Below are 23,214 nucleotides of genomic sequence, written 5' to 3'. Positions count from 1 at the left end.
GAGCTACGGCACCATGTTGATCGGATCGTAACAAGTCGAGCGTTCAGCAGAAGTCGCAGGAGTTGTGAGTTTCTACAATATCTCCTCGATAAGACGCTGGCGGGCCAGCACGACGAGTTGAAGGAACGCATGATTGGGATGCAGTTGTTCGGCCGTGATCCCACCTACGATACGGGCGAGGATGCGATCGTGCGCGTGACTGCGACCGACGTCAGAAGACGGCTGAAGCGTTTCTATGATGATGTCGAAACAGACATCCGTCTCGACCTGCCTCCCGGGGCCTATGTCATTGAGTTCGTTGAACAGGCTGCCCCACCAGAGGTGCCCAGCCCTCCACAGCCATCCGAGCCAGAGAAGATTCCGCAACCACCGGCTACACGGCCTTCCATCTGGCGCCGCCTCTTGCCGGTGGCGATGGCCTTGCTGGTGTTGGGGCTTTTGGCGAGCGTGTATCACTACCGCATGCCGTCAACCAAAGCCGACCGTCTGCCGTGGGCGGCTATGCTGCCGCGCCGAGAGCAACTGAAGATTGTGTTTAGCGATCCCGATATCGTTGCTCTTCAAGGGCTCACCGGGAGCGCGATTTTACTCACAGACTACGCGGACCATCGCTACTTACCCACGCAACAGCTACTGGATCATCCTTCCAGCGTTATAGGACGGCTCTTCAAGGGTAATAACGTTCCTATGATTGATGCCGACTTTGCCCTCGGTGTCAGGAGTCTGCTCCCATCGGGGCCTATCAACACCTATCGCGCCAGAACGCTTCAATCCCAGGACTTCAAGACGGAAGACAACTTTATACTACTCGGCAGCCCAGTGTCGGATCCCTGGGTTGCTCTCTTTCAGGGCCGGCTCGATTTCTATTTCACATATGATCTAACGCGGCATGAAGAAATTATTAATAACCGAAGAGTCGGACACGGAGAGACATCCGTTTATGCTCCTACGTCTCCAGGATGGGGTACAGGTCAGGCGTTTGCGATTATAGGATTGCTCGAGAACCCGAATCAAACAGGGCACATTCTGATCCTTGCCGGTTCCAACGCTGTAGCCACGGAAGCGGCCTACAGGTTGGTCACAGATGTGGATTCCATAGATCGAGTGCTTCAGGAGCACGGTATCGACGTTTATGATCGCAATGCTCAGTTTGAGATCCTGCTCCGCGTAAATACCATGGCCTCGTCACTCGATACCTTCGAAGTAGTAGCCTGTCATCGTCTCCCTGAGGCTGGACATTGATGGCGAGCACAGGAAAGTAATATTTAAGGAAAGCGGAGGAAGAGTCGATTGAAGCAAGCAGTGCACAATCTTGAAATCACAACGCGAGGCCAGGGTCTCTACGAATTCACATCGAGTATCAGCCAGTGGACAAGCGGCCAACAGGTGCAGACCGGACTATTGACGGTCTTTTGCCGACACACCTCTGCTTCGCTGTTGATTCAGGAGAATGCCGATCCGACCGTGCGCCTCGACCTCAAAGCATACTTCGACCGCATCGCACCCGAAGATGGAGCGTACGAACATGACTCAGAAGGTCCAGACGACATGCCGGCTCATCTGAAGACGGCACTGACTCAGGTTCAATTATCAATCCCTGTGGTGAAGGGCGTTCTCGTACTGGGTACCTGGCAGGGTGTCTACCTTTTTGAGCACAGAGTGCATCCTCACAGACGAGAGATCGTCCTTCACCTGGTGGGAGAATAATCCAAAGGCGATAAAGAACTGTAGGACCGACGCTCTCCCTGCAACGCTTCTTCATGCCAATAGAGACGACCTCAAGGCCGTGCAGGAGTTGCTACGGCACAGTTCATCATGCAAAGGCTGGTGAAAGCAATGCCCGAAGCTTAGAGCGCGCTCTTGCAAGACGCGACATGACTGTCCCTGTAGGGCAATCCAGAAGATAAGCGATCTCCTGATACGATAATTCTTCAAATTCGCGTAGCACAATAATCTCTCGGAATTCGGCAGGTAACTGTTCAATCGCCGCTCGTACCTGCTCGGCTTCCAGCTTGTTCACATAGCTCTCATAGGATTGTTTGCCAGGATCGGCTAAGTCACCTGCAGAACTAAACTCCATATCAAATTGAACGATCTGAGGGCCGGTTCTCTGTTTCCTCAGTTGGTTCAGCCATGCGTTTCGGAGAATTTTAAAGAGCCAATTTTTTATATTGCTCTCCCCACGGAGCCTGCTTATTGCCGGTATGGCACGCACGTACGTTTCCTGTACCAGATCCTCTGCTTCCGCAGAGTTGCGAGTCAGAACCATCGCGTAGCCATATAACGCATTGATATGTTCGACGCTTGAGCTGTAAGCCTCGACTGAGCCGTAGTGTTCGCAGAGCATAAGTATTAGCTTCCGATCATGATGACTTGGCAACCGCCGATGAAGTATTCGTGGATGTCTACATAACTGCAGCCATATTCATAGTTTTAGAGAAGTGCTTACACTGGGATGCCTCTATTTACCTGCGTTCAGCTTGCTCTCTGACAGAAAACGAATCGATCGCTTGGAATAAGCAGGTGGCCCCACCCATTCAAGTTGCCCAATCATTCAAGCTGATCCAGTAAACGCTGCTCCTTAACGATGGCGTTTTTGTTTCTCAGCTTAGAATGCGCAAAGGAGGCTACAGATCGATCATCCGATTGCATTTTTTTGGGAAATCGTCCGGCAAATCATCAACACGAGATGCGTCCGCTCGTCTATGACGTTTCCAGGGGCAAATCGGAGGCTCGCCATCCCTCCATTCCGTCGATCAAAATACCGAGATCGCCGGAGTTACTCCGTAGCAGAAGGCTGGCCGCAGTCGTCGCTCGATATCCTTCCTCGCAGTACAAAACATTGAGTTTAGAGAGATCGACGGATGCGGCGTCTGAACTGAGTTCAAGCAAAGGCATCGAGATCGCACCAGGCAGGTGCCCTTTCAACCACTCCGCCCGGCTACGGACGTCGATGAGCTGCAGTGGGCGATCTTCTTGTAGAGCCTGGCGTATATCGTCACACCGATGTATAGGGAGACTGATGAGCGTGAAGCCTTGCCGACGCCACGCCTTCTCGTCTGCGAGAGCATATCCGATCACATTTTGGAGACCTACCCTTGCCAAACGGTTTTGTGCCTCATAGGCACTATTTGAATCTTCGGCAATGATTAGAAGTTGCTGCGTAGGCCTGATCAGGATCGCTGCCCAACTTGCAAAAGGCCCCATGAGGCCAATCTGTAGCGTTTTGGGAATATGGAACGTGGCAAATTGTTCTGCGGCTCTTGTGTCCAAAATAAGAGCACCCTGGCGACATTCTTTCTCCAGCTCGGCTGCTGTTAGCTGCTGAAGTTCTGATGGTTCCGGCAAATGAATCTTCCTCTTTACCTATATGCGCACTGCATCACGGTTTTCGATCATCCTTTGCCACTAATTTCAGTTGTTCTTTATCTCTCTGGGAGAGATCGCTCGATCTTTTGAGGAGCCGTTCTACCCGTTGCCGTTCCTGTTCGCTTTCCGCTGTAGCTACGCCTCGTCTATTCCACGTTGCCCACACCTTTGCACTGTTCCGATACCACTCATTCGACTCGGCTTCGGCAGCATGCCGAGCAGCAGGAGGGAGGGTTGGGTCCAATGCCGCGTGAAACTGTGCATTTCCTTCACTTTCATAGCAGGACCCTACGTCTCTCAGAACCAGCAAACTGGGAGACTCCGTCCCGAACTCATGGAGAAAGGGCAACGCTGCATTCGAGTACTGGCGAGCCTTTGCAAGATCTTTCACGGCGAGTTCCGCATCGCTCAACTTGCAGTACGATCCCATCAAATGGAGGCGCCCATGCGGACTACTCTCGGCCAATTCCCACCTGATCAGATTTGCTTCCAGAAGAAGACGCAGCCGCTCCGGCGCGTCCGCTTCGCTGGGGAGCACTTCCGCCAGCGCCTCATCCCGTATCGCGATCAAGTGCCGCGCGGCCGCGCCATACATCGGAGTCAACCGCTTCGTGAGAGTAATCGAACTTCGATACCACACGCTGGCCATGTGCATGTTGTCAAGGCGAAAAGAGTCACCCATCGCCTGGTATGCGAGAGCCAGATCGAAATTTGCCTGAGCATTTGTGCTGTCGATCCCAACGAGCATTTGCGCAATCGCAAGTGCCTTTCGAGCGTAGATCTGCGCCTGCGCGGAATCTCCTATATTCAGGGCGTCTCTTCCAGCTAAAACCAGGACGACCTTCTCGTCCGCCAAAAAGAGCGCGCGTCGCACTTGGGCCGAGGATGGAAACCTTTGCACTAAAGCCTCGGCGAGAGCCACCGCTTTTCGATGGTAGGCTAGAGACTCCGATTGATGGCCAAGTTCGTTGAGAGCGTCCGCTTCGTTAAGATAAAGCTTAATCAGTATTCGATCATGATCTTCGGCGCCGTTTGGATTGTCCCCGAATATCCGTAAAGCCGCAGAATATCTATCTAATGCCTGCTCCGGATTCAAGCCCCCGAGATTGACATCGCCGATTCCTGCATAGCTCATCGCCAAAAGCCGTATACGAGTCGGATCGGCTGGTCTTTGCTTCCAGAAACCTTGTGCCAACAAAAGTCCTTGCTGGTAATGATCATTCGCTTGATGCAGGCTTCCGAGAAACTTTTCGATGCTGCCCAGGCGTTGATAGGCTTCAATGACAGCTTCAGTGCTCTCGTAACCAGGTGTTCGGCTATTCGCTTCCATGGCAACCCGCAAAGCTCCCTGGTAGCTGGTAATGGCAGCATCCGAGTTGCCCAAATCGGCAACCGAGGGTGACCCCTCCAGGTCGCCAACGCGCACATAAGCTTTGGACAGTTCAAGCAATAATCGAGGGTCGTTTCCAGTGCTCTTTTGCAGTCCATCCAAATACCGGAGCGCACTGCGGAAAATTGCTGCCTGTGTCTCTGCGGAGGCGGAAGAATGTTGGAGCTTGTCGGTCATATCCGAGATAGCGGAGTCCGAAAGCGTCCGAACCTGCCGCACTCGACGATCGGCCAGGCGAGATTGCCTCGAACCGATGAGGAGAGAAAAAAATAATGCTACAGAGACGGCAGATGTCGCAACCACCGCTGTCTTATGGCGTTGCATCAACTTTCTCAATCGATAGGCAGCGGATGTCTTTCTCGCGGAAACAGGCCTTCCTTCCAGGTAGCGAAACAGATCCTCGTCAAAGTGCTGAACCGACAGGTAGCGTCGTGATGGATCGGGATCCATCGCCCTCAGTACAATCCCGTCGAGGTCTCCCGATAACTCCTTTCGGATCCGGCGAGGCAGATCTGGAGCCAGGCTTAGCTTCCAGCTATCTTTCTTGAAAACGACTTGCTCCGTTGCGGCGTCCGACAGATTTTGAAGCTTATAGGGACGCGAACCTGTCAGAAGCTCGAACAGCAGGACTCCCAGAGAATAGATGTCAGTAGCAGTCGTCAGTTGTTTTCCCTGAAGCTGCTCCGGGCTTGCATAGTCAGGAGTCATCATTCTGGAGCTGGTTTCCGCAGAGGAAACATGTCCTTGAATCGGTTGCGGCACCAGCGGTTTTGAAATTCCGAAGTCAATGAGCTTGACCATGCCCTCCGGCGTAACCATCACGTTGCTTGGCTTGATGTCTCGATGCAGGATCAGCTTCTGATGAGCGTAGTGAACGGCGGAACATACCGAACGAAATAGTTCAATGCGTTGCCGGATCGACAGGTTGTGGTTTTTGCTGGCAAGCGTAATCGGCTGACCTTCCACATACTCCATCACGATGAAGGGACGACCATCTTCGGTCTCGCCTCCATCAAGAATGGCACCGATATTCGGGTGGTTTAGCGTCGCCAGAACCTGCCGTTCCATGCGAAACTGTTGAACCATCTCCTCTGAGTCGCGCCCCTTGCGAATCGTTTTGATAGCCACGATCTGGAAATACTGATCGTCAGAACGAACAGCAAAGTACACAACTCCCATCCCCCCGCTATCTAACTCGCGCACCAGAAGATAGGGGCCAAGGCGCAGCCCGATCTCCGAGGGGCCTGAAGTACTCGTCATTTCCTTCAGGTCTTTCGCTATCACGGAATGGAGTACGCTCTCGGCGTCATTGTCGCTTGCAAGAAGAGACTCGATCTCGGAGCGTAGTTGCTTGTCATTCCCACACGCCTGCTCGACAAACTGCTTCCGTTCCTCCGATGGCCGGTCCAGGGCTCCCTGAAAGATCTCCTCGATCAATTGCCAACGATCACTTTTCATCTTTGTTATCGATCAGAGCGCCTGACATCTCGCGGCGTATCCATGCTTGTCCCAGGCGGAGTTCGCGGCCGACAGTCGCCACCGAAATCCCTAAATGCAGACCAATTTCTTCCGTACTCAGACCGCCAAAATACTTAAGTTCGATGGCTTGGCTCTTCCTTTTATCAATTTGTGCCAGTCGTCCAAGGGCTTCATCCAGCATGATAAAGTCCGGCGGGCGCTCCTGGGCGATATCCATCCCCGTTTGCAATGTAATCCTCATCCCGCCGCCCCGTTTCTGAGCGTTATGGTTTCTCGCGTGCTCAATCAGCACGCGTCTCATGGTATTGGCTGCAATCGCATAGAAATGGATACGACTTTCAGCATGTACCTTGCTCTGGCCAGCCAGCCGGAGATAGGCTTCGTGAACCAAACCCGTTGGTTCAAGCGTGCAATCGCCATACTCGCGTCTCAACTTTGCCTTGGCAAGGCGAAGTAAATCGTCGTAAATAATGGGAGTGAGTTGTTCGAGGGCTGAATCGTCTCCTCGACTCCAGAGAGCGAGAAGACTGGTTACATCACCCCGACCTTCAAGTGCTGCACTGAGGGGCGCCCCCTTGGACATTCAGAGTCTCCTCTTCAAAAAATAGCATGCCCCGGCATGAACGCCCCACAGGTGATAACCCTGCATTTCTTGTTGAAAGAACAGGTCGTTTCGAAGTCGATTGCCGTTGGGATTGGATCCTACCGTCGAACTTTACCAAACACCATCAAATAAGGAAGAAAGCCCGCTCTAAAAGAGGCGATGATCACCGGTAAGGTGGAATGTCACACGTTCCGTCACTCCTACGCGACGATCTTGAAGTCGCATGGCGAGGACGTGAAGACTGTTCAGGAACTGATGCGATACGCCAATAGCAGTATCACCCTCAATCTGTATGCCCAAGCCATCAGGGAAACCAAACGTGCGGCTCAGGGCAAAGTAACCCGGCTGGTTTTTCAGTCGGCAAAAAGGCCATCCGAAAAATAGCTTTTTCTTATCGGACGGTGGCAGATTTTAGGGATTTGCGCTAAGTTGTTGAAATGATTTGGCGTCCCCGACGGGATTCGAACCCGTGTTACCGCCGTGAAAGAACCCGGGTAAACCATAACTGCAACAAAACAAATGCGTGGGAAGCCATCGGAACGCATCCTTCGCGTAGTAGCAGACAATCAAATGGGTCCCCAAAGGGTCCCCGAGCATCAAGCGGATTGGCGGTCCCCTGCCTCTACTATTGCAAGGGGCACTGGCGCTACCGTGGCGCCACCACCAGACTGAAGTTCTGAGCAGGCACACTTCAACTCACAGAAACAATCTCTATCGCATCCAGTGTGGGGGAGAATTCAATGCAGATGAGACTCACTGCAATCTTATGCCGTGACAGAAAAGTAGAAACTCGTAACCGTAAGAAACCAGGCGCAACGGATGGCTCTCTGAGCGCCTAGAGGCACCTTCGGAAACGGTTATCGCCCCCTTATCGAACCCACGTCCTCTGTCCACCAAACCTCTGCCATTCGACCACAGAATGGCCAGTGAAACGGACTTTCAGTCTCTTTGTTGACGATTTGCACGGCGTCATCCTGGCCGGTCAATTCTTGCTGCAGCGACAGCCGCCTGTTCCTGGCTAGTGGTTGTCCCCAAGGATTCACATGCATTGATAATAAAGGGGATATGACTATTTCCCACAGCTTCCCCACGCCGTTCCCCATACGCGAAATAAAGATTGTTTATTCGATTCGTCGGGCACTTTGTAGCCTAAAAGGATAGGGTGATATTTTGTGCGTTGCGCTCGCAAATTTCTGCGATTGTCCAGACATCTTGATGGTCCGTTCCAATGTCCTCGGTCGTGACATCCTCACTCCACTCGATGGGGTCAATTACGGGGCGTGAGGCCGAGGGCGTGGGCAGCGCGAAGACGATGGCAACCTTCAAGAGCGACCCACTCCCCGTTACCCTTCCATCCAAACAGCACGAACAGTAGGAGCGCCCATTTCCGCCATTTCGGACTGGACTTTAGCGAGATGGTCGGCGTCGAGGTGGTTGTGTGAGGACGATTCGCATGTCCTTATTGCCTCTCCATAGGGTAGATGATTCGCCGACAAATCGGTGGCTGGGTTGTTTTGAGTTTTTCGGCAGGTCCGAACCTACGACTTCCACCGTGTGAGCGGTTGTGGGCCTTGCGAAACGGCAGTCCATCAGGACACCCTAAGGGCATCTTCAAAAGCGGGTTGATACGCAAACAGACCGGGAAGACCGCCGGTCATCAGGAGCAGAATTGCGTCGCCATCGCGGTGAGCTCCACTGTTTACTTCGGAAAGCAAGCCCGCGAAAGCCTTGCCGGTGTACACCGGATCGAGCAGAAGTCCTTCGGTTCGGGCCATCGTTCGCACCGCACTCAACATAGCCGGAGTCGGAATACCATATCCATCCCCAAGTTGATTGCCGACCACATCGATTGTGTTGGGGGCTATTGACTTGGTTGTGTCAATCAGCGAGAGAGTTGCGCTGGCAAGGTCACGGGTAGTCTTCTGCGTCTTCTCCGCAGTATTGAGAACGGCGTACGAACGTACTCTTGCGGTATCCATCCCCATCGCGGTAAAGCCAGCAGCGAGGCCGGCATGCGTTCCGGAGCTTCCATTTGCAAGGACGATATGAGCAAAGCCGCCGTCTATAGCCAACTCTTGCTCTGCAATCTCTGTCGCGCATGCCGCATAGCCAAGGCAACCGACTGGTGAGCTACCTCCTGCACCTACGACGTAGGGGCGTCGGCCTTCCTTCTTCAGAACCTCGGCTCGCTCGTCAGCAAAATACAGGGCGTTCTCCATGCCATCGAGCAGATGGATTCTTGCCCCGAATATTTCATCAAGCAGAATATTGCCGTTGCGTCGATACGCCACATCCGTTCTAGGCACAACCTCAGTAAGGATAAGCTCGCATGCAAGCCCCGCTCGCGCTGCGGATGCGGCGCTTAACCGTGCGTGGTTCGATTGCAGGCCGCCAGTTGTGATGAAGGTATCGCACCCTTGCTCAATCGCCTCGCCCAACAGGAACTCGAGTTTCCGCAGCTTGTTGCCACCTCCACCGAGACCCATCAAATCGTCGCGTTTTACAAAGAGGCGTACACCGGTTCCCAAAACATGCTCCAGGCGATGCAGCCGCTGAATGGGTGTGGGACCCTCCAGAAGCTGTGTGCGGCGGAAACGCTGAAATAGGGATTCGTATTGGGTGGTCATCGTTGGCGCCTCATCGTGAATCTCCTTTCGAGTTCAGTGATCACGGGTTACTTTCGGAACGACGAAGGTGACAACGCTTTTATCGATGGTTTGGTGGTTTGGATTGACCAGTTCGATCAGGACCGTATGTGGTCCGGGAGGAAAACCATTCAGGATGAGCGGTTCGCCGCTGGCATCTGCCCAGTGCCAAGGGAGATCGTCCACGGTCACGTGAATGTGTCCGATGCGCGGAGACACAGAGAGCGCCGCGGGTCCGAACACAGGAACGATATGCAGGTTTTCGGTACGGTACTGGATGACAACACGTCCGAACGAGAGCGGGCCCGCAAGCGGAGGATCTACAACAATTCTCGGTGCGGGTTCGCTCAGGAGCGGCACAACTGCCGCTGGGCCACGGATCTCCCTTGCGGTCTGTGCAATCCCCGTTAGGGAATAGAGGATGACTGTGGTTCCAATCACCCGTAAAAATTTGAGATGTTTCATGAGTCCTCTTCCTGAAGCTTTCTTACTATTTCCGCTGGTGTGCTCGGCCATCGATTACCCAAACGTGAATACAAAAGCCTCCACGCCCGGATCGAGAAACTCGATGTCGAATGTGTGATCTGAAATAGGCTTCGGTTGCCGTATCAACTGATACATACGCTGTTCGATGACTGCGCCATTTCCTTGATCGTCCACGTCGATTCCGTGGGCAGCACCGGGAGGTCGTCCATCGATGAGCACACGAAATCGCACGGCGCTGCCTCGCGCTACCGGTCCCATAACAAGGTGAAGATCACGCGCATGGAATCGATAGACGATTCGCCCATTAGCAGCGTTTAGCACTGCCCCTTGTTTCCCTACAGTCCAATCTCCGGCAAGAGCCCAATGATTGAGTTTCAACTCGGCAGGGCTGGTGTAAAGCCGACTCTTGTTCCGTGCGGTACCACCGGCACTTCCAAAGTTCTCGCTGCGCTCATAGCCGACATAAGTCTCTGGAGACTTCAAGCTTCCCCAATCGGCCGCAGCTTCAGCACCGCGCGCATCGACGGAAACTAGACCATGATCGAAGCCGTCGTTTCCGGCCTCGGCAATCAACTGCTGAATAATCATTTCTGCCTGTGCGTATCCGCCCTCGCCTAATTGATGATGGAGAACGTGCCCTTTCGCATCGATGAAATAGAGAGCCGGCCACGCTTCGTTATCGAAGGCGCTCCATATCGCATCCTCGTTATCAATAGCGATCGGATAATTAAGTCTCATATCGTTTACAGCCCAGCGGACGTTATCGATGTTTTCCTCAAATGAGAACTCAGGCGCTTGTATCCCGATAACCACCAAGCCATGATCCTTGTACTTCTCGGCCCACGCACGGAGATACGGAAGTGTGCGGATCGAATTTATGCAGGAGTAGGTCCAGAAGTCGACGAGGACGACTTTGCCGCGCAGGCCGGAAGGCGTCAAAGGCTCCGAATTGAGCCACCCGGTCGCGCGCCCCAGAGACTGCAATTCCCCTTCACCTGGCAATCGAACGCCTAAGGAAGAGTCGCTGCGTTGCGCTCTCGCGCAACCGATCAACCCGCGTTGAATGATAGCGAGGGTTAAAGCTGCAGCGCCAAGGAAGCGCGGATAACGTGTGTTGCTTCTCACGGACATCTTTTGCTCTCCAATTGGAAGTGGCCTGTTCCGCAAACGCGGCAGGCCACCTCTTTGACTGACTAACTCAGACGAGGTTGATCACAACGCTGATGTTTCCGCGTGTGGCCTTGGAATACGGACAGGTTTGATGAGCGGTGTCTGTCAAAGCCTGGGCGACCCCACGATCCAGTCCGGGTAGATTGACGTTGAGTCGAGCTTGGAGAAAATAGGCGTCGCCGTTTAGGCACAGGTCGACTTCGGCGTCGATAGCCGCGTCAGGAGGAAACTTGACCTCCATCTTGTGTGCCGCGATCTTCATGGCGCCGATGAAGCAGGCCGACCAGCCTGCGGCGAACAGCTGCTCCGGGTTGGTGCCAGTTCCCCCAGTGCCAGGAATCGAAAGCTTAATATCTAGACGGCCATCAGAACTTTGCGATGTGCCGCCGTCCCGGCCACCTGTGGTGTGATCTTTCGCGGTGTAAAGGACATTTCCGAGTTGAGACATGGCGTTTCTCCTACATGAAATTTCGTTACAAGAGCCGTTCGTGCAGGTCCGCTGCACGTGTCCGATCACACCAGATGCATGGAGGAGAATCTATGGGACGAAGGTATCGACCAATACCTTCGTCCTGGGCCCACAGGGATTCGGGATCGAAAACCAATACCAAAGGATGATGGACGACCGGGCGCAAAGTGGCGCATGCTTATGCCATGGAGCACGGCGCAGGAAGCACCGGAGCGCAAGACGATCCTGAACGCGCAGGGGACGCGAAAGCCCTGCCCGCAGGCGAGGCCCAATTCCGCGGCATTCTGGATGGAATTCCCGGACTTGTGATTACCGCCGCCGGGACCGGTGAGCTTGAGCTCTTCAATGCCCCAGTACTGGAGTTTTTTGGTAAGACGCCCGAAGAACTAAGAAACTGGACGATCAGTGGAATCGTCTATCCCGATGACCTTCCTCGCTTAATCGAAGTCTTTACGGTTTCGATGTCCACCGGTTGCCCCTACGACCTTGAATACCGCCTGCGGCGTTTCGATGGCGTCTACCGCTGGTTTCACGGTCGAGCGCTTCCCCTTAGGGCCTCGGACGGACGCATTCTCAACTGGTGCTTTCTGCTTACCGATGTGGAAGACCGCAGACGCGCTGAAGCTCTGCTTGCCAGCGAGAATCGGTTACTCGAAATGGTTGCGGGCGGCGTTTCGATACCGAAGATACTCGATGAGCTTTGTCGGCTTGTCGAAGACACCGCTACTGGATCTTATTGCAGCGTCGTGTTGGTCGATTCTACCGGTACCCAACTGGAGCACGGTGCTGCGCCGAGCCTTCCGTCCACCTTCATTAAGGCTATTGAAGGTCGTCCTGTAAACGTTGACTCTGGTCCGTGCGCCATGGCGGCATACCTTAACGAGCAAGTCATCTCCACTGACATCGCTTCGGAGACACGTTGGGCAGCATACGAATGGTGTCCGATGGCACTGGCCCATGGACTGCGGTCCTGCTGGTCAACGCCAATCTCGTCCACGACCGGGAGGGTACTCGGCGCGTTCGCGATCTATTACACGGAGCCGAAAACACCGACAACTGAAGACCAAGTCCTTATCGGCCAGTTCACACATATTGCGAGCATCGCGATCGAACGCCAGAGATCTCAGACCTCACTCACGCTGGCCCTCGACGAACTCAAGACATCGGAAGGTCGCCTCCGCACAATCATCGACGCAATCCCAGGCCTGGTGTGGAGCGCCGCACCTGATGGAAATGTCGATTTCCTGAGTCAACCGTGGTGTGACTATACCGGTGTCAGTATGGAGGAGTCGGGCGGTTCCGGCTGGGCGAAGACTCTTCACCCGGAGGATGCAGAGCGATTGACCACCTATTGGCCATCGCTCCTGGCCTCCGGACAGCCCGGTGAATTTGAGGCTAGATTCCGACACTTTGATGGTAGCTGTCGCTGGTTTCTTGTTCGGGCAGTTCCATTACATGATGAGACTGGACAAATCATAAAGTGGTACGGCCTGAATACGGATATCGAAGATCGCAAGCGAGCCGATTCCCTGCTCGCTGGCGAGAAACGTTTGCTGGAGATGGTGGCCAGCAGCACCCCGTTAGCGCTAATTCTTGAAGACCTCTGTAAATTCGTCGAAGCTACCGTCAGCGAGTGTTATTGCAGTGTTTTACTGGTCGACCCAACTCGCACCCATCTCCAGCACGCGGCTGGACCAAGCCTTCCGGCTAGTTTCAACGCCTCCGTTAATGGTCTTCCGCTAATCGTCGAGTCAGGACCCTGCGCGACGGCGGTGTGCCTGAACGAACAGGTGATCGCTGCCGACATTTCGCTGGATACACGATGGGAACAGTATGCGTGGTGCCCTATGGCCTTGGCGAACGGGCTGAGAGCCTGCTGGTCTACTCCTATATCGTCTACAACCGGGATGGTTCTCGGAATCTTCGCTATCTATTACACCGAACCCAGAACGCCCACGTCGTGGCACCAGGCCTTGATTGGCCAGTTCACCCACATCGCGAGCATAGCAATTGAGCGTGCACAAGGTGAGGCGGCCTTGAGACGCAGCGAAGCGTTTCTCGCGAAAGCTCAGCGTCTCAGTTCAACCGGAAGTTTTTCTTGGCGGGTAGCAACCGGCGAAATTACCTGGTCGGAACAGGCCTATCGCATCTTCGGCCTTAGCCCCGCTTTGCCAGTGACTCTCGAACTGATCGGCTCTCGAGTGCATCCGGAAGACATACCGTTAATGCATGACATGGTCGCCCGTGCGCAAGCCGGTCAAGATTTCGAGTACGAGCACCGGCTGCAGATGCCCGATGGCTCGACTAAGTATTTGCACATGCTCGCTCACGGGACTGTGGACAGGGAAGGTCAGACGGAATATATCGGCGCAGTCCAAGACGTGACCGAGCGCCGGCTATCGGAAGAAGCATTGAGCAAAGTGCGCTCGGAGCTCGCGCATGTGGCCAGGGTCACTAGCCTCGGGGCTATGACAGCGTCTATCGCGCATGAAGTTAACCAGCCGTTGTCGGGCATCATCACCAACGCCAGCACCTGTCTTCGCATGTTGGCCGCCAATCCCCCCAATATCGAAGGCGCACTCGAAACCGCGCGACGCACCATTCGCGACGGAAACCGAGCCTCCGATGTCATTACAAGATTGCGCGCCCTCTTCAGCAAGAAGGAAGTAGTGAGTGAAGCTTTAGATCTAAACGAAGCCACGCGTGAAGTGGTCGCGTTGTCGCTGCGCGATCTGCAAAGAAGCCGCGTCATCTTGCGTTCGGAACTAGCCAACGACCTGCCGTCCGTCACCGGCGATCGGGTCCAACTTCAGCAGGTCATCCTGAATCTCTTGCGGAACGCCTCAGACGCCATGGCCGGCATAAAGGATCGCCCCAGAGAGCTGGTGATCAAGACTGAACGCGATGAATGCGATCATGTGCGTTTGACCGTGCAGGACACGGGAATCGGTCTTGAAGGTCAAGGTGTGGATAAGCTCTTTGAGGCATTCTACACCACCAAGAGTAACGGTATGGGAATTGGGCTCTCCGTAAGCCGTTCCATTATCGAGAATCATCGCGGTCGTTTATGGGCAGCACCGAATGATGGTCCCGGGGCTACGTTCTCATTTTCAATTCCCCGGGGACCCGGGGCTGTAACCGGCGCCAACAGCCTTGGTGCTATGCGGACGCGTGCCGTGACGGATGCGACGCGCGTCATGGGGAATCCGTAATGCCAATTTGTTCATTAGTATCGGTCGTCGATGATGACGAGTCTGTACGTGAGTCGCTACCCGACCTGCTCAAGGAGTTCGGGTTCACAGTCCAGGCGTTCTCTTCGGCGGAAGAATTCCTCGCGTCAGATTGCGTCACACAAACTAAGTGCCTGATTCTTGATATTGCCATGCCGGGTATGACCGGGCCGGATCTTCAGCAAGAACTTATACGTCGCCGGCAAGATATCCCGATCGTCTTCATCACCGCTCACGGAGAGGATAATGTTCGTCCACGCATGCTGAAGGAAGGTGCTGTAGAGTGCCTTTTCAAACCCTTCAGCGAGGCCGCTCTACTCACAGCCCTGAACACGGCGCTTCAACTCAACGAACTGAACTAGAAACTTTGCATCTGGGGATCAATGAATCTAGCAAACGAATCTCAACATAAATCGAGAGCGTCGACCCTGCCGCAGACCACACCCATCGTGTTCGTTGTTGACGACGACATTTCGGTTCGGGAGTCGCTCGAATTGCTGATCCGCTGCGCGGGCTGGCGCCCAGAGCTATTCGCCTCCGCCCAAGATTTTCTAGCCCAACCTCGCGCACTTGCTCCGAGTTGTCTGGTGCTCGATGTCGGGCTCCCGGACCTAAATGGTCTCGATCTACAAAAGCGCATCGCAGGCGATCGGACGGACATGCCAATCATTTTCATCACAGGCTGTGGCGATGTGCCGATGACGGTTCAGGCAATGAAAGCTGGAGCAATCGAGTTTCTGACCAAACCATTCGGCGACGAGATACTGTTGAACGCCATCCGGCATGCGATTGAGAGAAGCCAGATCGCTCTTGGGCATGAGGAGAAGATACGTGTGATTCGCGACTGCTACGCGTCGCTCACACGTCGCGAACGAGAAGTCATGATGCTCGTGGTTTCCGGCCGATTGAATAAGCAGGTCGGCGGGGAGCTCGGTATCAGTGAAATCACGGTGAAGACACACCGAGGTAACGTGATGCGAAAGATGAAGGCCGATTCGCTGCCTGACCTCGTGAAAATGGCGACGAGACTTCGCCTTACATCTACGTCGAAAGGGTAAACCACTCGACAGCTCTTCCACTCGCTTTTCCTTCTTCATCTCTCGATTCGCGTCGATCGCTCTTTGTGCAACCCGATACTTCGGTATCGATCGATACCATCGTCCAATAGATTAGCCTTCACGCGCATGTCAATCTTCTGATTGTCGGATATCCGATCAGGAGGATTCATGAGAAGGTCTATTTTCATTTCTGCGTCGTCAATGCTCTTTGCTGCCGCTTTCGCTGGACTGAGCATCATGCAGGCTCAGCAGAGCGAGCCTGTGAAGTCTGTTCCCACACGGATGACGGTTACACTGCGTGTTCAAGATAGCGATAAGAAGACACCCGATGTCAATCGGGATGACGTCATCGTCAAGCAGGGCAAAGTCCCGCTACAGGTGATCCGCTGGACGCCTGCCATCGGAGCTAGTGCAGGACTCGATCTCTTCATCTTGCTGGACGATGCGTCCGATCCCGTTCTCGGATCTCATGATGAAGATCTTCGCGCCTTCATCATTGCCCTGCCCGACTCCAGTTCGGTAGGTGTCGGCTACATGCGAAATGCGACGGTGCAAATCGTCCAGGATCTCACAACCGACCATGCCGTGGCGGCGAGGACATTGCGTCTTCCCTTGGCTTCCAGCGGAGCATATGGAAACCCTTATCTCTCTTTGATCGATCTGATCAAACGCTGGCCCGAAGACGGCAAGCGGCGCGAGATTGTCATGATCACGGACGGCATCGACCGATTCCGTGGTGAATCTCACTATCGCGGCCTGAGTTTTATCAGTCCAGATGTCGATTCCGCAAGCCGTATCGCCCAACGCACAGGAACCGTCATTGACACGATCTTCACACGCGGAGTCGGGCGTCGCGCGAGGAATTACTGGGAGATCACCAACGGACAGAATGCCATCGCCAAACTTTCAGACGAAACGGGTGGTGAGAGCTACTCTCTCGGGACACAAAATTCCGTGGGCTTCTCACCCTATCTGGACGATGTTCAGAGAGCCCTCAGGAATCAGTATTTGCTGGAATTTCGTGCCATTCCGGCGAAGCGATCCGGTTTGCAATCCATAGACCTGAAAAGCCAAATTGCCGGCTTAGAACTTGACTCTGCCGATAGCGTTTGGGTGCCCGGGCGATAGGGTGCCCAAACATTACTCCTTCGAATCCGATCGACGTTGCGAACCCCTCCCGTTTCGAAATGAATGGAATCCATGCTCGACACTCAACAACTAAAGGTCGCTCCAAATGTGTCATCCGTAATGGCTCGTACATGGATTAGGAGAAGTTTGATCTGGCTCGAATATCTACTGCTGCTATCAGGCATTCTGATCCTCGCAATTGACTTGACGGCCTTGTCAAAGGGCAGACTCCGGTCGCGGGCACGACTAAGGAGATTCAATGACCTTCGGTTCACGACCTCACAATCGCACGTAAATCGGGACGGCCGAGTTCAGGACACAAAAGACAATGGCTCCGACTGAGAGACGATCGTCCCAAAAGGAGAATGAAATGAAACAGAAACGCTATGGTTTGGGATGGGTGCCGTTCGCTGCACTGACGATGGCTGCATGGATTGGAGTACCACGACCACTCTTCGCCAACGCATCCGCTTCTTTGAGTCAGCTGAATCCCGAGAAGCAACGGAGTAGTGACGCAAATGGCGAACAGCAGAGCCCTTCACCGCGACCGCAGCGAAGTGGAAGCAATGGATCGGGGGTTAATCTCCACCCTCGCACCCCACGGAATGGAGCCCCCGCTGAAAGTCCTGAACCGCGGCCGAATCCAACCCAACCTCAATCCGGAGGCCCAGCTGTACATCCGGGAATACCCGATCCTCGTCCCTCTCACCCGTCGGCTCAAGGCAGGCCTCCAATTCGCCCTTCGCCGCAGCCGCCCGCGTATCACCATACCCCTCACAGGCGTCCGCGCCCAAACTATCGATGGGGAAACAACGGCTGGCGTCTCCATCAATTTTTCTTTGGCGATGGACCTCGGATGCAGCCGACGCGCAGACATTATTTCTTCGCCGGAGAGTATTTTCCACTCCTATATCTGCCGTACATGCAGCCTATCCCGCCACAGATACTGGAGTATCTGCCGCCGGTTCCTCCGGGATATGACATTGGTTACTACGACGGTTATGGACTGGTCTACGATCCAAACACTTTGATGATCATCAGCGTGATCGATCTATACCGCTACTAGCTCAGGATACGGAGCCAATGTCTATCTCTGCTCTACAAATCGAAAAGAAGCACGAATCTCAAGGAGAACATCATGAACCTAGTAATCGCAATTACCGGAGCATCCAGCGGGTTTGGCGCATTGACTTCGCACGAATTGGCGAAAGCAGGGCACGTTGTCTACGCTTGCCTGCCTGACATCCAAGGCATCAATGCGTCGCAGGTTAAGGCGCTCAAGAAGTTTGCGAAACAAAAGAAGGTGGATCTGAGGCCGGTGGAGTTGAATGTCAGCTCACACGAATCTGCAGAGGCTGTAGTTCGACATATAGTGAGTGAATGCGGACGACTGGACGTTGTCATCCACAACGCAGGGCCCGTGGTCTTTGGCCCCACAGAAGCCTTCACGACAGAGCAGCTGGCACAACTCTACGATACCAATGTACTTAGTACGCAACGCGTGAACCGCGCCGCACTCCCGGTACTGCGGGAACAGGGAAAGGGCTTGGTGATTTGGGTTGCTGGCGGTGAAATACCTGGAGGAGCTCCGCCCTATCTAGGTCCCTACTTTGCCGCGAAAGCCGGTCTGGATGCCTTGGCCGTCAGCTATGCGTCCGAACTCGCACGGTGGAACATCGAAACGGCAATCATCATTCCAGGTCTGCTCCTATCCGGGGTAAACGACTTCGTTAGCTCTGAATCACCAAGCGATACATCACGCCTCAAACAGTACACGTCTGGGCCAACTTCCGGATTGGCCAAGCAAGTTATGAAGGGCTTTGAATGCTCCGTCGCCGCGGATGCCGTCGCATCGCAGGTAGCCAGAGCGATCGTCAAAGTTATCGACATGCCTTTTGGAACGCGGCCATTTAGAGTACATCTCGATCCCGCTCAGAACGATGTCGAGATCATTAACGGCATGCCCGACCGTGTTCGCGCGGAAATGTTGCAGACTATGGGGCTCGCCGATCTACTTAGCCCATCCTCGCCGCCGGCAATCGACATTTACTCATGAGGCCAGAAGTCTGCGGAGAGGTCTGCGTGGCTCCTTCAACAATCGTCGGCGCCCTTCGCAGACGGTCGCGCAGAAGCGTCGTGCACGACAACCCCGAGGGATCGCAAGCAGCGCAACAGAGGCTTTCTGTTGCCCTCACCTTACGGTCCTAGGCGCCATTCGTTGTGCTTGGTGTGCCGACAGCCGAGGCCACTCGAACTAGGGCTTTCCCAAAGTTACGCCCTTCCAACATCCCCATGAAGGCTTGCGGAGCATTCTCCAACCCGCCGGTTACTTCCTCTTGATAGCGAACTCGTCCGTTGGCGACCTCCGCCGCCGGTAGCACCTCGGGCATTGCTGTCTACTCCAGGCCGAAGTCGTTGGTGCCCGGCCGTCCATGCGGTCGCGCCGCAAGAACAATCTGATGCATAGTCGCTTCGGACATGAGATTTCACTCCCTTACTTGTCGAGATTTCCCTTGCCATTGCCGTTGTCCTTCTTGGGTGCGGATTACGAAGAGTCTCATGAAAGTTCCCTTTCCAAGGGTCATTGCAGCGACACTGAGCAAAATATTGATCACTGTGACGAACACTCCGACCAGGATGACTTCACATCCAGATAGCTCGCGAATGGAGGTTCGCCTATCTCACTTGCCTTGGGCGTCAATGGGATGGTAGTGGTGTCCATCTCTTGCGAGCGCGGGACCACCGCCAGGTGCACGGGATAGCAGCAATGTGGACATGAGATCGCTTCAGGCGCCGAACTCACATGGTTGAGAGTATGAGAGTATGTCCTCATGCATTCCGGGCAGGCGACAGCCATCGTCGAGGCATTATCAATATGTATTGGAAGTCGGGCTATCCATACCGGAACGTTCGTATCACGGATGGATTCGAGCGTCTTCCGGTCTTCGATAGCCCACAAGATCTCAAATAGTCTTGCAATGCTAGTCGCGCCTTTGGCATAGAACGCGTCCGCCGCAATTCCTGGAGGAACCACAACGCCTCTATAAACCCCGCTCATCGCAATAACGGCAATCTTTGGGAATCGCCGGCGTACAACGGATAGGAGCTCAAATCCCGACATGCCAGGCATGTTGAGGTCGGAAAGTAGAAGGTCGGGCACATAATCTCTGATGGCCGCCAAAGCCGAGAATCCGTCAGACGCTATCCGAACAGAATAGCCGCGACTCTTGAATATCTCCGATAGCGCATAGAGCAGCGAGGGGTTGTCGTCGACAATGACGATGTTGCTCATTCCATTCAGCATCGTTCTCCCTTCGACACCAGAACACCGTGGAGAAGCAGCTGGTTCGCCGCGAGTTGGTAGGCGACGGTGATCGTGATGCGTCGCCAATTCGGATATCCGTCGACCTGTGGCGCTGTAGCGCTCTCTGCGCGCTCGATCCAGCGGCTCGCCGCAAGAGTTGCTGCCCGCGCCCCGAACCGCCTTCCCACAGCCGTCGTACTGGCCGACAGTTCTCTCTTCGCAGCAAGAATCCGCTCTTCGCAACCCTCGCAGCACCGAGCATCCTCGGGGCTGCGAATTGCGGAGACAGAAGTCGGTTGTGGATAGAGTGCAATCAAGGCATACTCCTTCCTCAACGAGTTGGCGAATTACCTGAGGTTATAGCGCGCCGCAGGAACGCTCATTGATAGGTTCGGTATCATTTTTTGCCGCGCCGCTTCGTATGCTTCCCAATCGGCCATATCCGGCAGCGAAGGAATGGTGATCAATTCGCTCTGCGCGAAGCCGGCGATCGCCGCGTCGACCATCTCGTCCGCATTCATGACAACCTCCTTTGGGAGTTCGCCAAGTGGAGTTCCCGAGATGTCCCAGAAATCGGTGGCCGTCGCGCCGGGCAGAACCGCTTGGACTTGGATCTTTCGCTCCGAGAACTCCTTGTGAAGCGAGAGGCTGAAGGCAAGAACGAAGGCTTTGGTGCCTCCATAGACGCCATTTAGCAATTCAGGCACGATGCCTAACGCCGACGAGATGTTGATGATTGCCCCACCGCCCCGATTCAAGAAACCCGGTACAACCGCATACGTCAAACGCACGAGTGCGGCAACATTCAGGCCGATCATCTGATCAATCTTGTCGATGCCTGAGTCAAGCAGCAGAGGCGGCGCGCCGACACCTGCGTTATTGACCAGAGCGGTGATGGTGGCGTCTGTGCGGAGAACCTGTTCAACCCGGGCCAGGTCCGATTTATTGTTTAGGTCGGCAACGATGATCTTGACGGAGCGACCGGTATCCTCGATAACGCGTTTCGCCACTTCATCGAGTCGATCTTGATTGCGCGCGACGAGGATCAGATCATACCCTCGAATCGCTAGCCGATCTGCGTAGATCGCGCCGATACCGGAAGAGGCACCGGTGATAAGCGCAGTTCCTTTTGGGCTTGAATCCAATGACGCATTGCGCAAGAAGCGATTGCGTTCTTGATCGATTTTGTTAGACATCATCTCTCTCCTATTGGGGTCAATCGACATTGCGGCAAATGGGGTAGGAATGCACGTATACATCGCGCACTCCACCCCGCTTCCAATTAGCGCAGTGATCGGAATGCGGCTCGGATCTCTTGGGAGAAGATTTCCGGCTGCTCCCAAGCCGCGAAGTGTCCGCCCTTCGGAGGCCGGTTGTAGTAAATCAGCTTGGGATAGGCTTTTTCTGTCCAGCTCTTCGGAGCTTGATAGATCTCGTCCGGGAAGGCGCTCACAGCCACCGGGATGGAGACACCCCGGGGGTCAAAAAAACCACCCTTATATTCCCAATAGAGACGAGCCGAAGAGACGGCTGTCCTGGTCAGCCAGTACAGCGAGATGTTTTCCAGAATGTCGTCTCGCGTCAGCCCCCCGGTCTGACCATCGAAAACACGATCGATGAGCGAGCGACTACTTGCATCGTGATCAAGGACCCAGGCAGCCAGACCGATTGGTGAATCCTCAAGGGCGTACAGTGTCTGCGGACGCCCGGACATCTCCTGGGCGTAACCCAGGCCGTGTTTATAAAAGAAGTCGAGTTGCTCCCAGGCGCGATCCTCGTCGGCTGAGAGTGCATACGGTGGCGGGGCGCCTGTCTGTAGAGCCTTCTCAACGTCTGCTGGCACAGTGCCTGGCATGTTGGTGTGGATTCCGAGTAATTCCGGCGGCACCTGCAGAGCCATCAACTCCGTAACAGAATTCCCCCAATCGCCGCCCTGAGCCACAAATCGCGTATAACCGAGGCGCTTCATCAGCACAGTCCAGGCACGAGCGATGCGGGTGGGATCCCAGCCAGGCGTGGACGGTTTTTCTGAAAACCCATAGCCCGGCAGCGAAGGAATAACAACGTCAAAAGCATCTTCCGCGACACCGCCATAGGCAGTAGGGTCGGTGAGCGGGCCTATCACCTTCAGCTGTTCGATGATCGATCCGGGCCAGCCATGCGTGATGATGACAGGCAAGACGTTCTCATGTTTGGAACGGACATGAATGAAATGGATGTCGAGCCCGTCGATGGTCGTGACGAATTGCGGTAGGGCATTCAGTCTGGCCTCTACCTTGCGCCAGTTGTAATCATTCGCCCAATACTTCGCGAGCCTCTGCATCGTCGCGAGTTGAACGCCTTGCGTCGCGTCACTGACCGTTTCCCGCTCGGGCCATCGTGTCGCGATAATACGACGGCGCAGGTCGACGAGGTCCTCTTGAGGAACTTTGATACGGAAGGAACGGATGGAGGCGTCTCCGCTCGCCCTACGCGGTTTGATTGACGACGGACTGCTGTAAACAGCCTGAGCGTCACTTGAGCTGGCTAGCCCGAGAAGGCCCGCTGCGCCAGCGGCAGCTGATGTGGTGAGAAAGCTTCGCCGAGTCGATACGATTTCTTCGAGTTGCGTCATGGTGAGTTCTCCTTGAGAAAAACTGTCGTTGCACGTATCCGTTCGTTCGGATCCGATACACAGTTGCGATCACACCAGAAGCCTGAAGGCCAATCTATTAGACAAAGGTATCGACCAATACCTTCGGATCAGCCTGATGGCAATCCGTCAAGAAAGCTGATGGAACGAAGATGAGTTTGCATAATTTCAAGCTGCAGTGGCCTTAAATCGCCAACAACCTACGACTTCCACCGCGCGAAGGTGGCAATCGTGGCGCACGCTATTGACG

22 protein-coding genes and 1 pseudogene are annotated in these 23,214 nt (G+C 54.5%); 10 read left to right on the top strand and 13 right to left on the bottom strand.

Annotated features, from left to right (window positions below; genetic code table 11):
* Window positions 1–129: 129 nt before the first annotated feature.
* Complete coding sequence (locus tag HDF15_RS13380) at window positions 130–1,242, top strand: hypothetical protein (protein ID WP_184256311.1); 1,113 nt, start codon at window positions 130–132, stop codon at window positions 1,240–1,242.
* Between the two features lie 48 nt (window positions 1,243–1,290).
* Window positions 1,291–1,707: a secondary thiamine-phosphate synthase enzyme YjbQ gene (locus HDF15_RS13375; protein ID WP_184256310.1), complete on the top strand. Its 417-nt coding sequence runs from the start codon at window positions 1,291–1,293 to the stop codon at window positions 1,705–1,707.
* Between the two features lie 106 nt (window positions 1,708–1,813).
* Here HDF15_RS13375 and HDF15_RS13370 read toward each other — a convergent pair whose 3' ends face one another.
* From HDF15_RS13370 to HDF15_RS13355, 4 genes are all read right to left on the bottom strand, one after another.
* Entirely contained in the window at window positions 1,814–2,347 is a 534-nt protein-coding gene (locus tag HDF15_RS13370; protein WP_184256308.1) for a sigma-70 family RNA polymerase sigma factor, read from the bottom strand.
* A gap of 356 nt (window positions 2,348–2,703) precedes the next feature.
* A complete protein-coding gene (locus HDF15_RS13365) occupies window positions 2,704–3,348 on the bottom strand; it encodes a rhodanese-like domain-containing protein (RefSeq protein WP_184256306.1) in 645 nt (214 codons plus the stop codon).
* 34 nt (window positions 3,349–3,382) lie between these two features.
* A complete protein-coding gene (locus tag HDF15_RS13360) occupies window positions 3,383–6,043 on the bottom strand; it encodes a serine/threonine-protein kinase (RefSeq protein WP_221314410.1) in 2,661 nt (886 codons plus the stop codon).
* Between the two features lie 163 nt (window positions 6,044–6,206).
* Entirely contained in the window at window positions 6,207–6,821 is a 615-nt protein-coding gene (locus HDF15_RS13355) for an ECF-type sigma factor (protein WP_184256302.1), read from the bottom strand.
* A gap of 177 nt (window positions 6,822–6,998) precedes the next feature.
* Here HDF15_RS13355 and HDF15_RS13350 point away from each other — a divergent pair.
* Window positions 6,999–7,226, top strand: a pseudogene (locus tag HDF15_RS13350) (tyrosine-type recombinase/integrase); the annotation flags it as partial.
* A gap of 844 nt (window positions 7,227–8,070) precedes the next feature.
* Complete coding sequence (locus tag HDF15_RS25540; protein ID WP_221314409.1) at window positions 8,071–8,217, top strand: hypothetical protein; 147 nt, start codon at window positions 8,071–8,073, stop codon at window positions 8,215–8,217.
* 214 nt (window positions 8,218–8,431) lie between these two features.
* Here the strand turns inward: HDF15_RS25540 and HDF15_RS13340 are convergent, their stop codons facing one another.
* The 4 genes from HDF15_RS13340 to HDF15_RS13325 form a co-directional block, all read right to left on the bottom strand.
* Entirely contained in the window at window positions 8,432–9,469 is a 1,038-nt protein-coding gene (locus tag HDF15_RS13340; RefSeq protein WP_184256298.1) for a D-cysteine desulfhydrase family protein, read from the bottom strand.
* 33 nt (window positions 9,470–9,502) lie between these two features.
* Complete coding sequence (locus HDF15_RS13335; RefSeq protein WP_184256296.1) at window positions 9,503–9,952, bottom strand: DUF6130 family protein; 450 nt, start codon at window positions 9,950–9,952, stop codon at window positions 9,503–9,505.
* Between the two features lie 54 nt (window positions 9,953–10,006).
* A complete protein-coding gene (locus tag HDF15_RS13330) occupies window positions 10,007–11,104 on the bottom strand; it encodes a redoxin domain-containing protein (protein WP_184256294.1) in 1,098 nt (365 codons plus the stop codon).
* 67 nt (window positions 11,105–11,171) lie between these two features.
* A complete protein-coding gene (locus tag HDF15_RS13325; RefSeq protein ID WP_184256292.1) occupies window positions 11,172–11,591 on the bottom strand; it encodes an organic hydroperoxide resistance protein in 420 nt (139 codons plus the stop codon).
* A gap of 188 nt (window positions 11,592–11,779) precedes the next feature.
* Between HDF15_RS13325 and HDF15_RS13320 the strand changes: the two genes are divergently transcribed.
* From HDF15_RS13320 to HDF15_RS13295, 6 genes are all read left to right on the top strand, one after another.
* The gene (locus HDF15_RS13320; protein WP_184256290.1) at window positions 11,780–14,824 is read left to right on the top strand and encodes a PAS domain-containing protein; all 3,045 of its coding nucleotides are present in this window, start codon (window positions 11,780–11,782) and stop codon (window positions 14,822–14,824) included.
* The gene (locus HDF15_RS13315) at window positions 14,824–15,204 is read left to right on the top strand and encodes a response regulator transcription factor (RefSeq protein WP_184256288.1); all 381 of its coding nucleotides are present in this window, start codon (window positions 14,824–14,826) and stop codon (window positions 15,202–15,204) included. The genes HDF15_RS13320 and HDF15_RS13315 overlap by 1 nt, the downstream gene beginning before the upstream one ends.
* A 21-nt stretch (window positions 15,205–15,225) precedes the next feature.
* A complete protein-coding gene (locus tag HDF15_RS13310; RefSeq protein ID WP_184256286.1) occupies window positions 15,226–15,900 on the top strand; it encodes a response regulator transcription factor in 675 nt (224 codons plus the stop codon).
* A 168-nt stretch (window positions 15,901–16,068) separates the two neighbouring features.
* Window positions 16,069–17,028 carry a hypothetical protein gene (locus HDF15_RS13305; RefSeq protein WP_184256284.1) on the top strand — a complete coding sequence of 320 codons (960 nt, stop codon included), beginning with the start codon at window positions 16,069–16,071 and terminating at the stop codon, window positions 17,026–17,028.
* Between the two features lie 856 nt (window positions 17,029–17,884).
* Window positions 17,885–18,094, top strand: a complete 210-nt coding sequence (locus HDF15_RS13300; RefSeq protein WP_184256282.1) for a hypothetical protein — start codon at window positions 17,885–17,887, stop codon at window positions 18,092–18,094.
* 72 nt (window positions 18,095–18,166) lie between these two features.
* Window positions 18,167–19,084 carry an SDR family NAD(P)-dependent oxidoreductase gene (locus tag HDF15_RS13295; protein ID WP_184256280.1) on the top strand — a complete coding sequence of 306 codons (918 nt, stop codon included), beginning with the start codon at window positions 18,167–18,169 and terminating at the stop codon, window positions 19,082–19,084.
* A gap of 148 nt (window positions 19,085–19,232) precedes the next feature.
* Here the strand turns inward: HDF15_RS13295 and HDF15_RS13290 are convergent, their stop codons facing one another.
* The 5 genes from HDF15_RS13290 to HDF15_RS13270 all read right to left on the bottom strand — a co-directional run bounded on the left by HDF15_RS13290 (window position 19,233) and on the right by HDF15_RS13270 (window position 22,946).
* Window positions 19,233–19,418 carry a hypothetical protein gene (locus HDF15_RS13290; protein ID WP_184256278.1) on the bottom strand — a complete coding sequence of 62 codons (186 nt, stop codon included), beginning with the start codon at window positions 19,416–19,418 and terminating at the stop codon, window positions 19,233–19,235.
* 221 nt (window positions 19,419–19,639) lie between these two features.
* Window positions 19,640–20,332, bottom strand: coding sequence for a response regulator (locus HDF15_RS13285; protein ID WP_184256276.1), 693 nt, complete (start codon window positions 20,330–20,332; stop codon window positions 19,640–19,642).
* Window positions 20,326–20,649, bottom strand: coding sequence for a hypothetical protein (locus tag HDF15_RS13280; protein ID WP_184256274.1), 324 nt, complete (start codon window positions 20,647–20,649; stop codon window positions 20,326–20,328). Before HDF15_RS13280 ends, HDF15_RS13285 begins: the two co-directional genes overlap by 7 nt.
* 30 nt (window positions 20,650–20,679) lie before the next feature.
* Window positions 20,680–21,531, bottom strand: coding sequence for an SDR family oxidoreductase (locus tag HDF15_RS13275; protein ID WP_260331047.1), 852 nt, complete (start codon window positions 21,529–21,531; stop codon window positions 20,680–20,682).
* Between the two features lie 83 nt (window positions 21,532–21,614).
* Entirely contained in the window at window positions 21,615–22,946 is a 1,332-nt protein-coding gene (locus tag HDF15_RS13270) for an epoxide hydrolase family protein (protein WP_184256272.1), read from the bottom strand.
* Window positions 22,947–23,214 lie beyond the last annotated feature (268 nt).

It is taken from the genome of Granulicella mallensis (assembly GCF_014203225.1).
GTDB classification, from domain to species: Bacteria; Acidobacteriota; Terriglobia; order Terriglobales; family Acidobacteriaceae; genus Granulicella; species Granulicella mallensis_A.
The sequence above is the reverse complement of the archived record's forward strand: the minus strand, read 5'-3'. Positions and strand labels throughout refer to the sequence as shown.

Excerpts from the sequence above, each read along its gene's own strand:
- HDF15_RS13315 (WP_184256288.1), top strand. The coding sequence starts at position 14,824 with ATGCCAATTTGTTCATTAGTATCGGTCGTCGATGATGACGAGTCTGTA.
- HDF15_RS25540 (WP_221314409.1), top strand. The coding sequence starts at position 8,071 with ATGTCCTCGGTCGTGACATCCTCACTCCACTCGATGGGGTCAATTACG.
- HDF15_RS13290 (WP_184256278.1), bottom strand. The coding sequence starts at position 19,418 with ATGCCCGAGGTGCTACCGGCGGCGGAGGTCGCCAACGGACGAGTTCGC.
- HDF15_RS13325 (WP_184256292.1), bottom strand. The coding sequence starts at position 11,591 with ATGTCTCAACTCGGAAATGTCCTTTACACCGCGAAAGATCACACCACA.
- HDF15_RS13270 (WP_184256272.1), bottom strand. The coding sequence starts at position 22,946 with ATGACGCAACTCGAAGAAATCGTATCGACTCGGCGAAGCTTTCTCACC.
- HDF15_RS13355 (WP_184256302.1), bottom strand. The coding sequence starts at position 6,821 with ATGTCCAAGGGGGCGCCCCTCAGTGCAGCACTTGAAGGTCGGGGTGAT.
- HDF15_RS13335 (WP_184256296.1), bottom strand. The coding sequence starts at position 9,952 with ATGAAACATCTCAAATTTTTACGGGTGATTGGAACCACAGTCATCCTC.
- HDF15_RS13300 (WP_184256282.1), top strand. The coding sequence starts at position 17,885 with ATGCAGCCGACGCGCAGACATTATTTCTTCGCCGGAGAGTATTTTCCA.
- HDF15_RS13295 (WP_184256280.1), top strand. The coding sequence starts at position 18,167 with ATGAACCTAGTAATCGCAATTACCGGAGCATCCAGCGGGTTTGGCGCA.
- HDF15_RS13285 (WP_184256276.1), bottom strand. The coding sequence starts at position 20,332 with ATGCTGAATGGAATGAGCAACATCGTCATTGTCGACGACAACCCCTCG.
- HDF15_RS13305 (WP_184256284.1), top strand. The coding sequence starts at position 16,069 with ATGAGAAGGTCTATTTTCATTTCTGCGTCGTCAATGCTCTTTGCTGCC.
- HDF15_RS13340 (WP_184256298.1), bottom strand. The coding sequence starts at position 9,469 with ATGACCACCCAATACGAATCCCTATTTCAGCGTTTCCGCCGCACACAG.
- HDF15_RS13380 (WP_184256311.1), top strand. The coding sequence starts at position 130 with ATGATTGGGATGCAGTTGTTCGGCCGTGATCCCACCTACGATACGGGC.
- HDF15_RS13275 (WP_260331047.1), bottom strand. The coding sequence starts at position 21,531 with ATGATGTCTAACAAAATCGATCAAGAACGCAATCGCTTCTTGCGCAAT.
- HDF15_RS13330 (WP_184256294.1), bottom strand. The coding sequence starts at position 11,104 with ATGTCCGTGAGAAGCAACACACGTTATCCGCGCTTCCTTGGCGCTGCA.
- HDF15_RS13310 (WP_184256286.1), top strand. The coding sequence starts at position 15,226 with ATGAATCTAGCAAACGAATCTCAACATAAATCGAGAGCGTCGACCCTG.
- HDF15_RS13370 (WP_184256308.1), bottom strand. The coding sequence starts at position 2,347 with ATGCTCTGCGAACACTACGGCTCAGTCGAGGCTTACAGCTCAAGCGTC.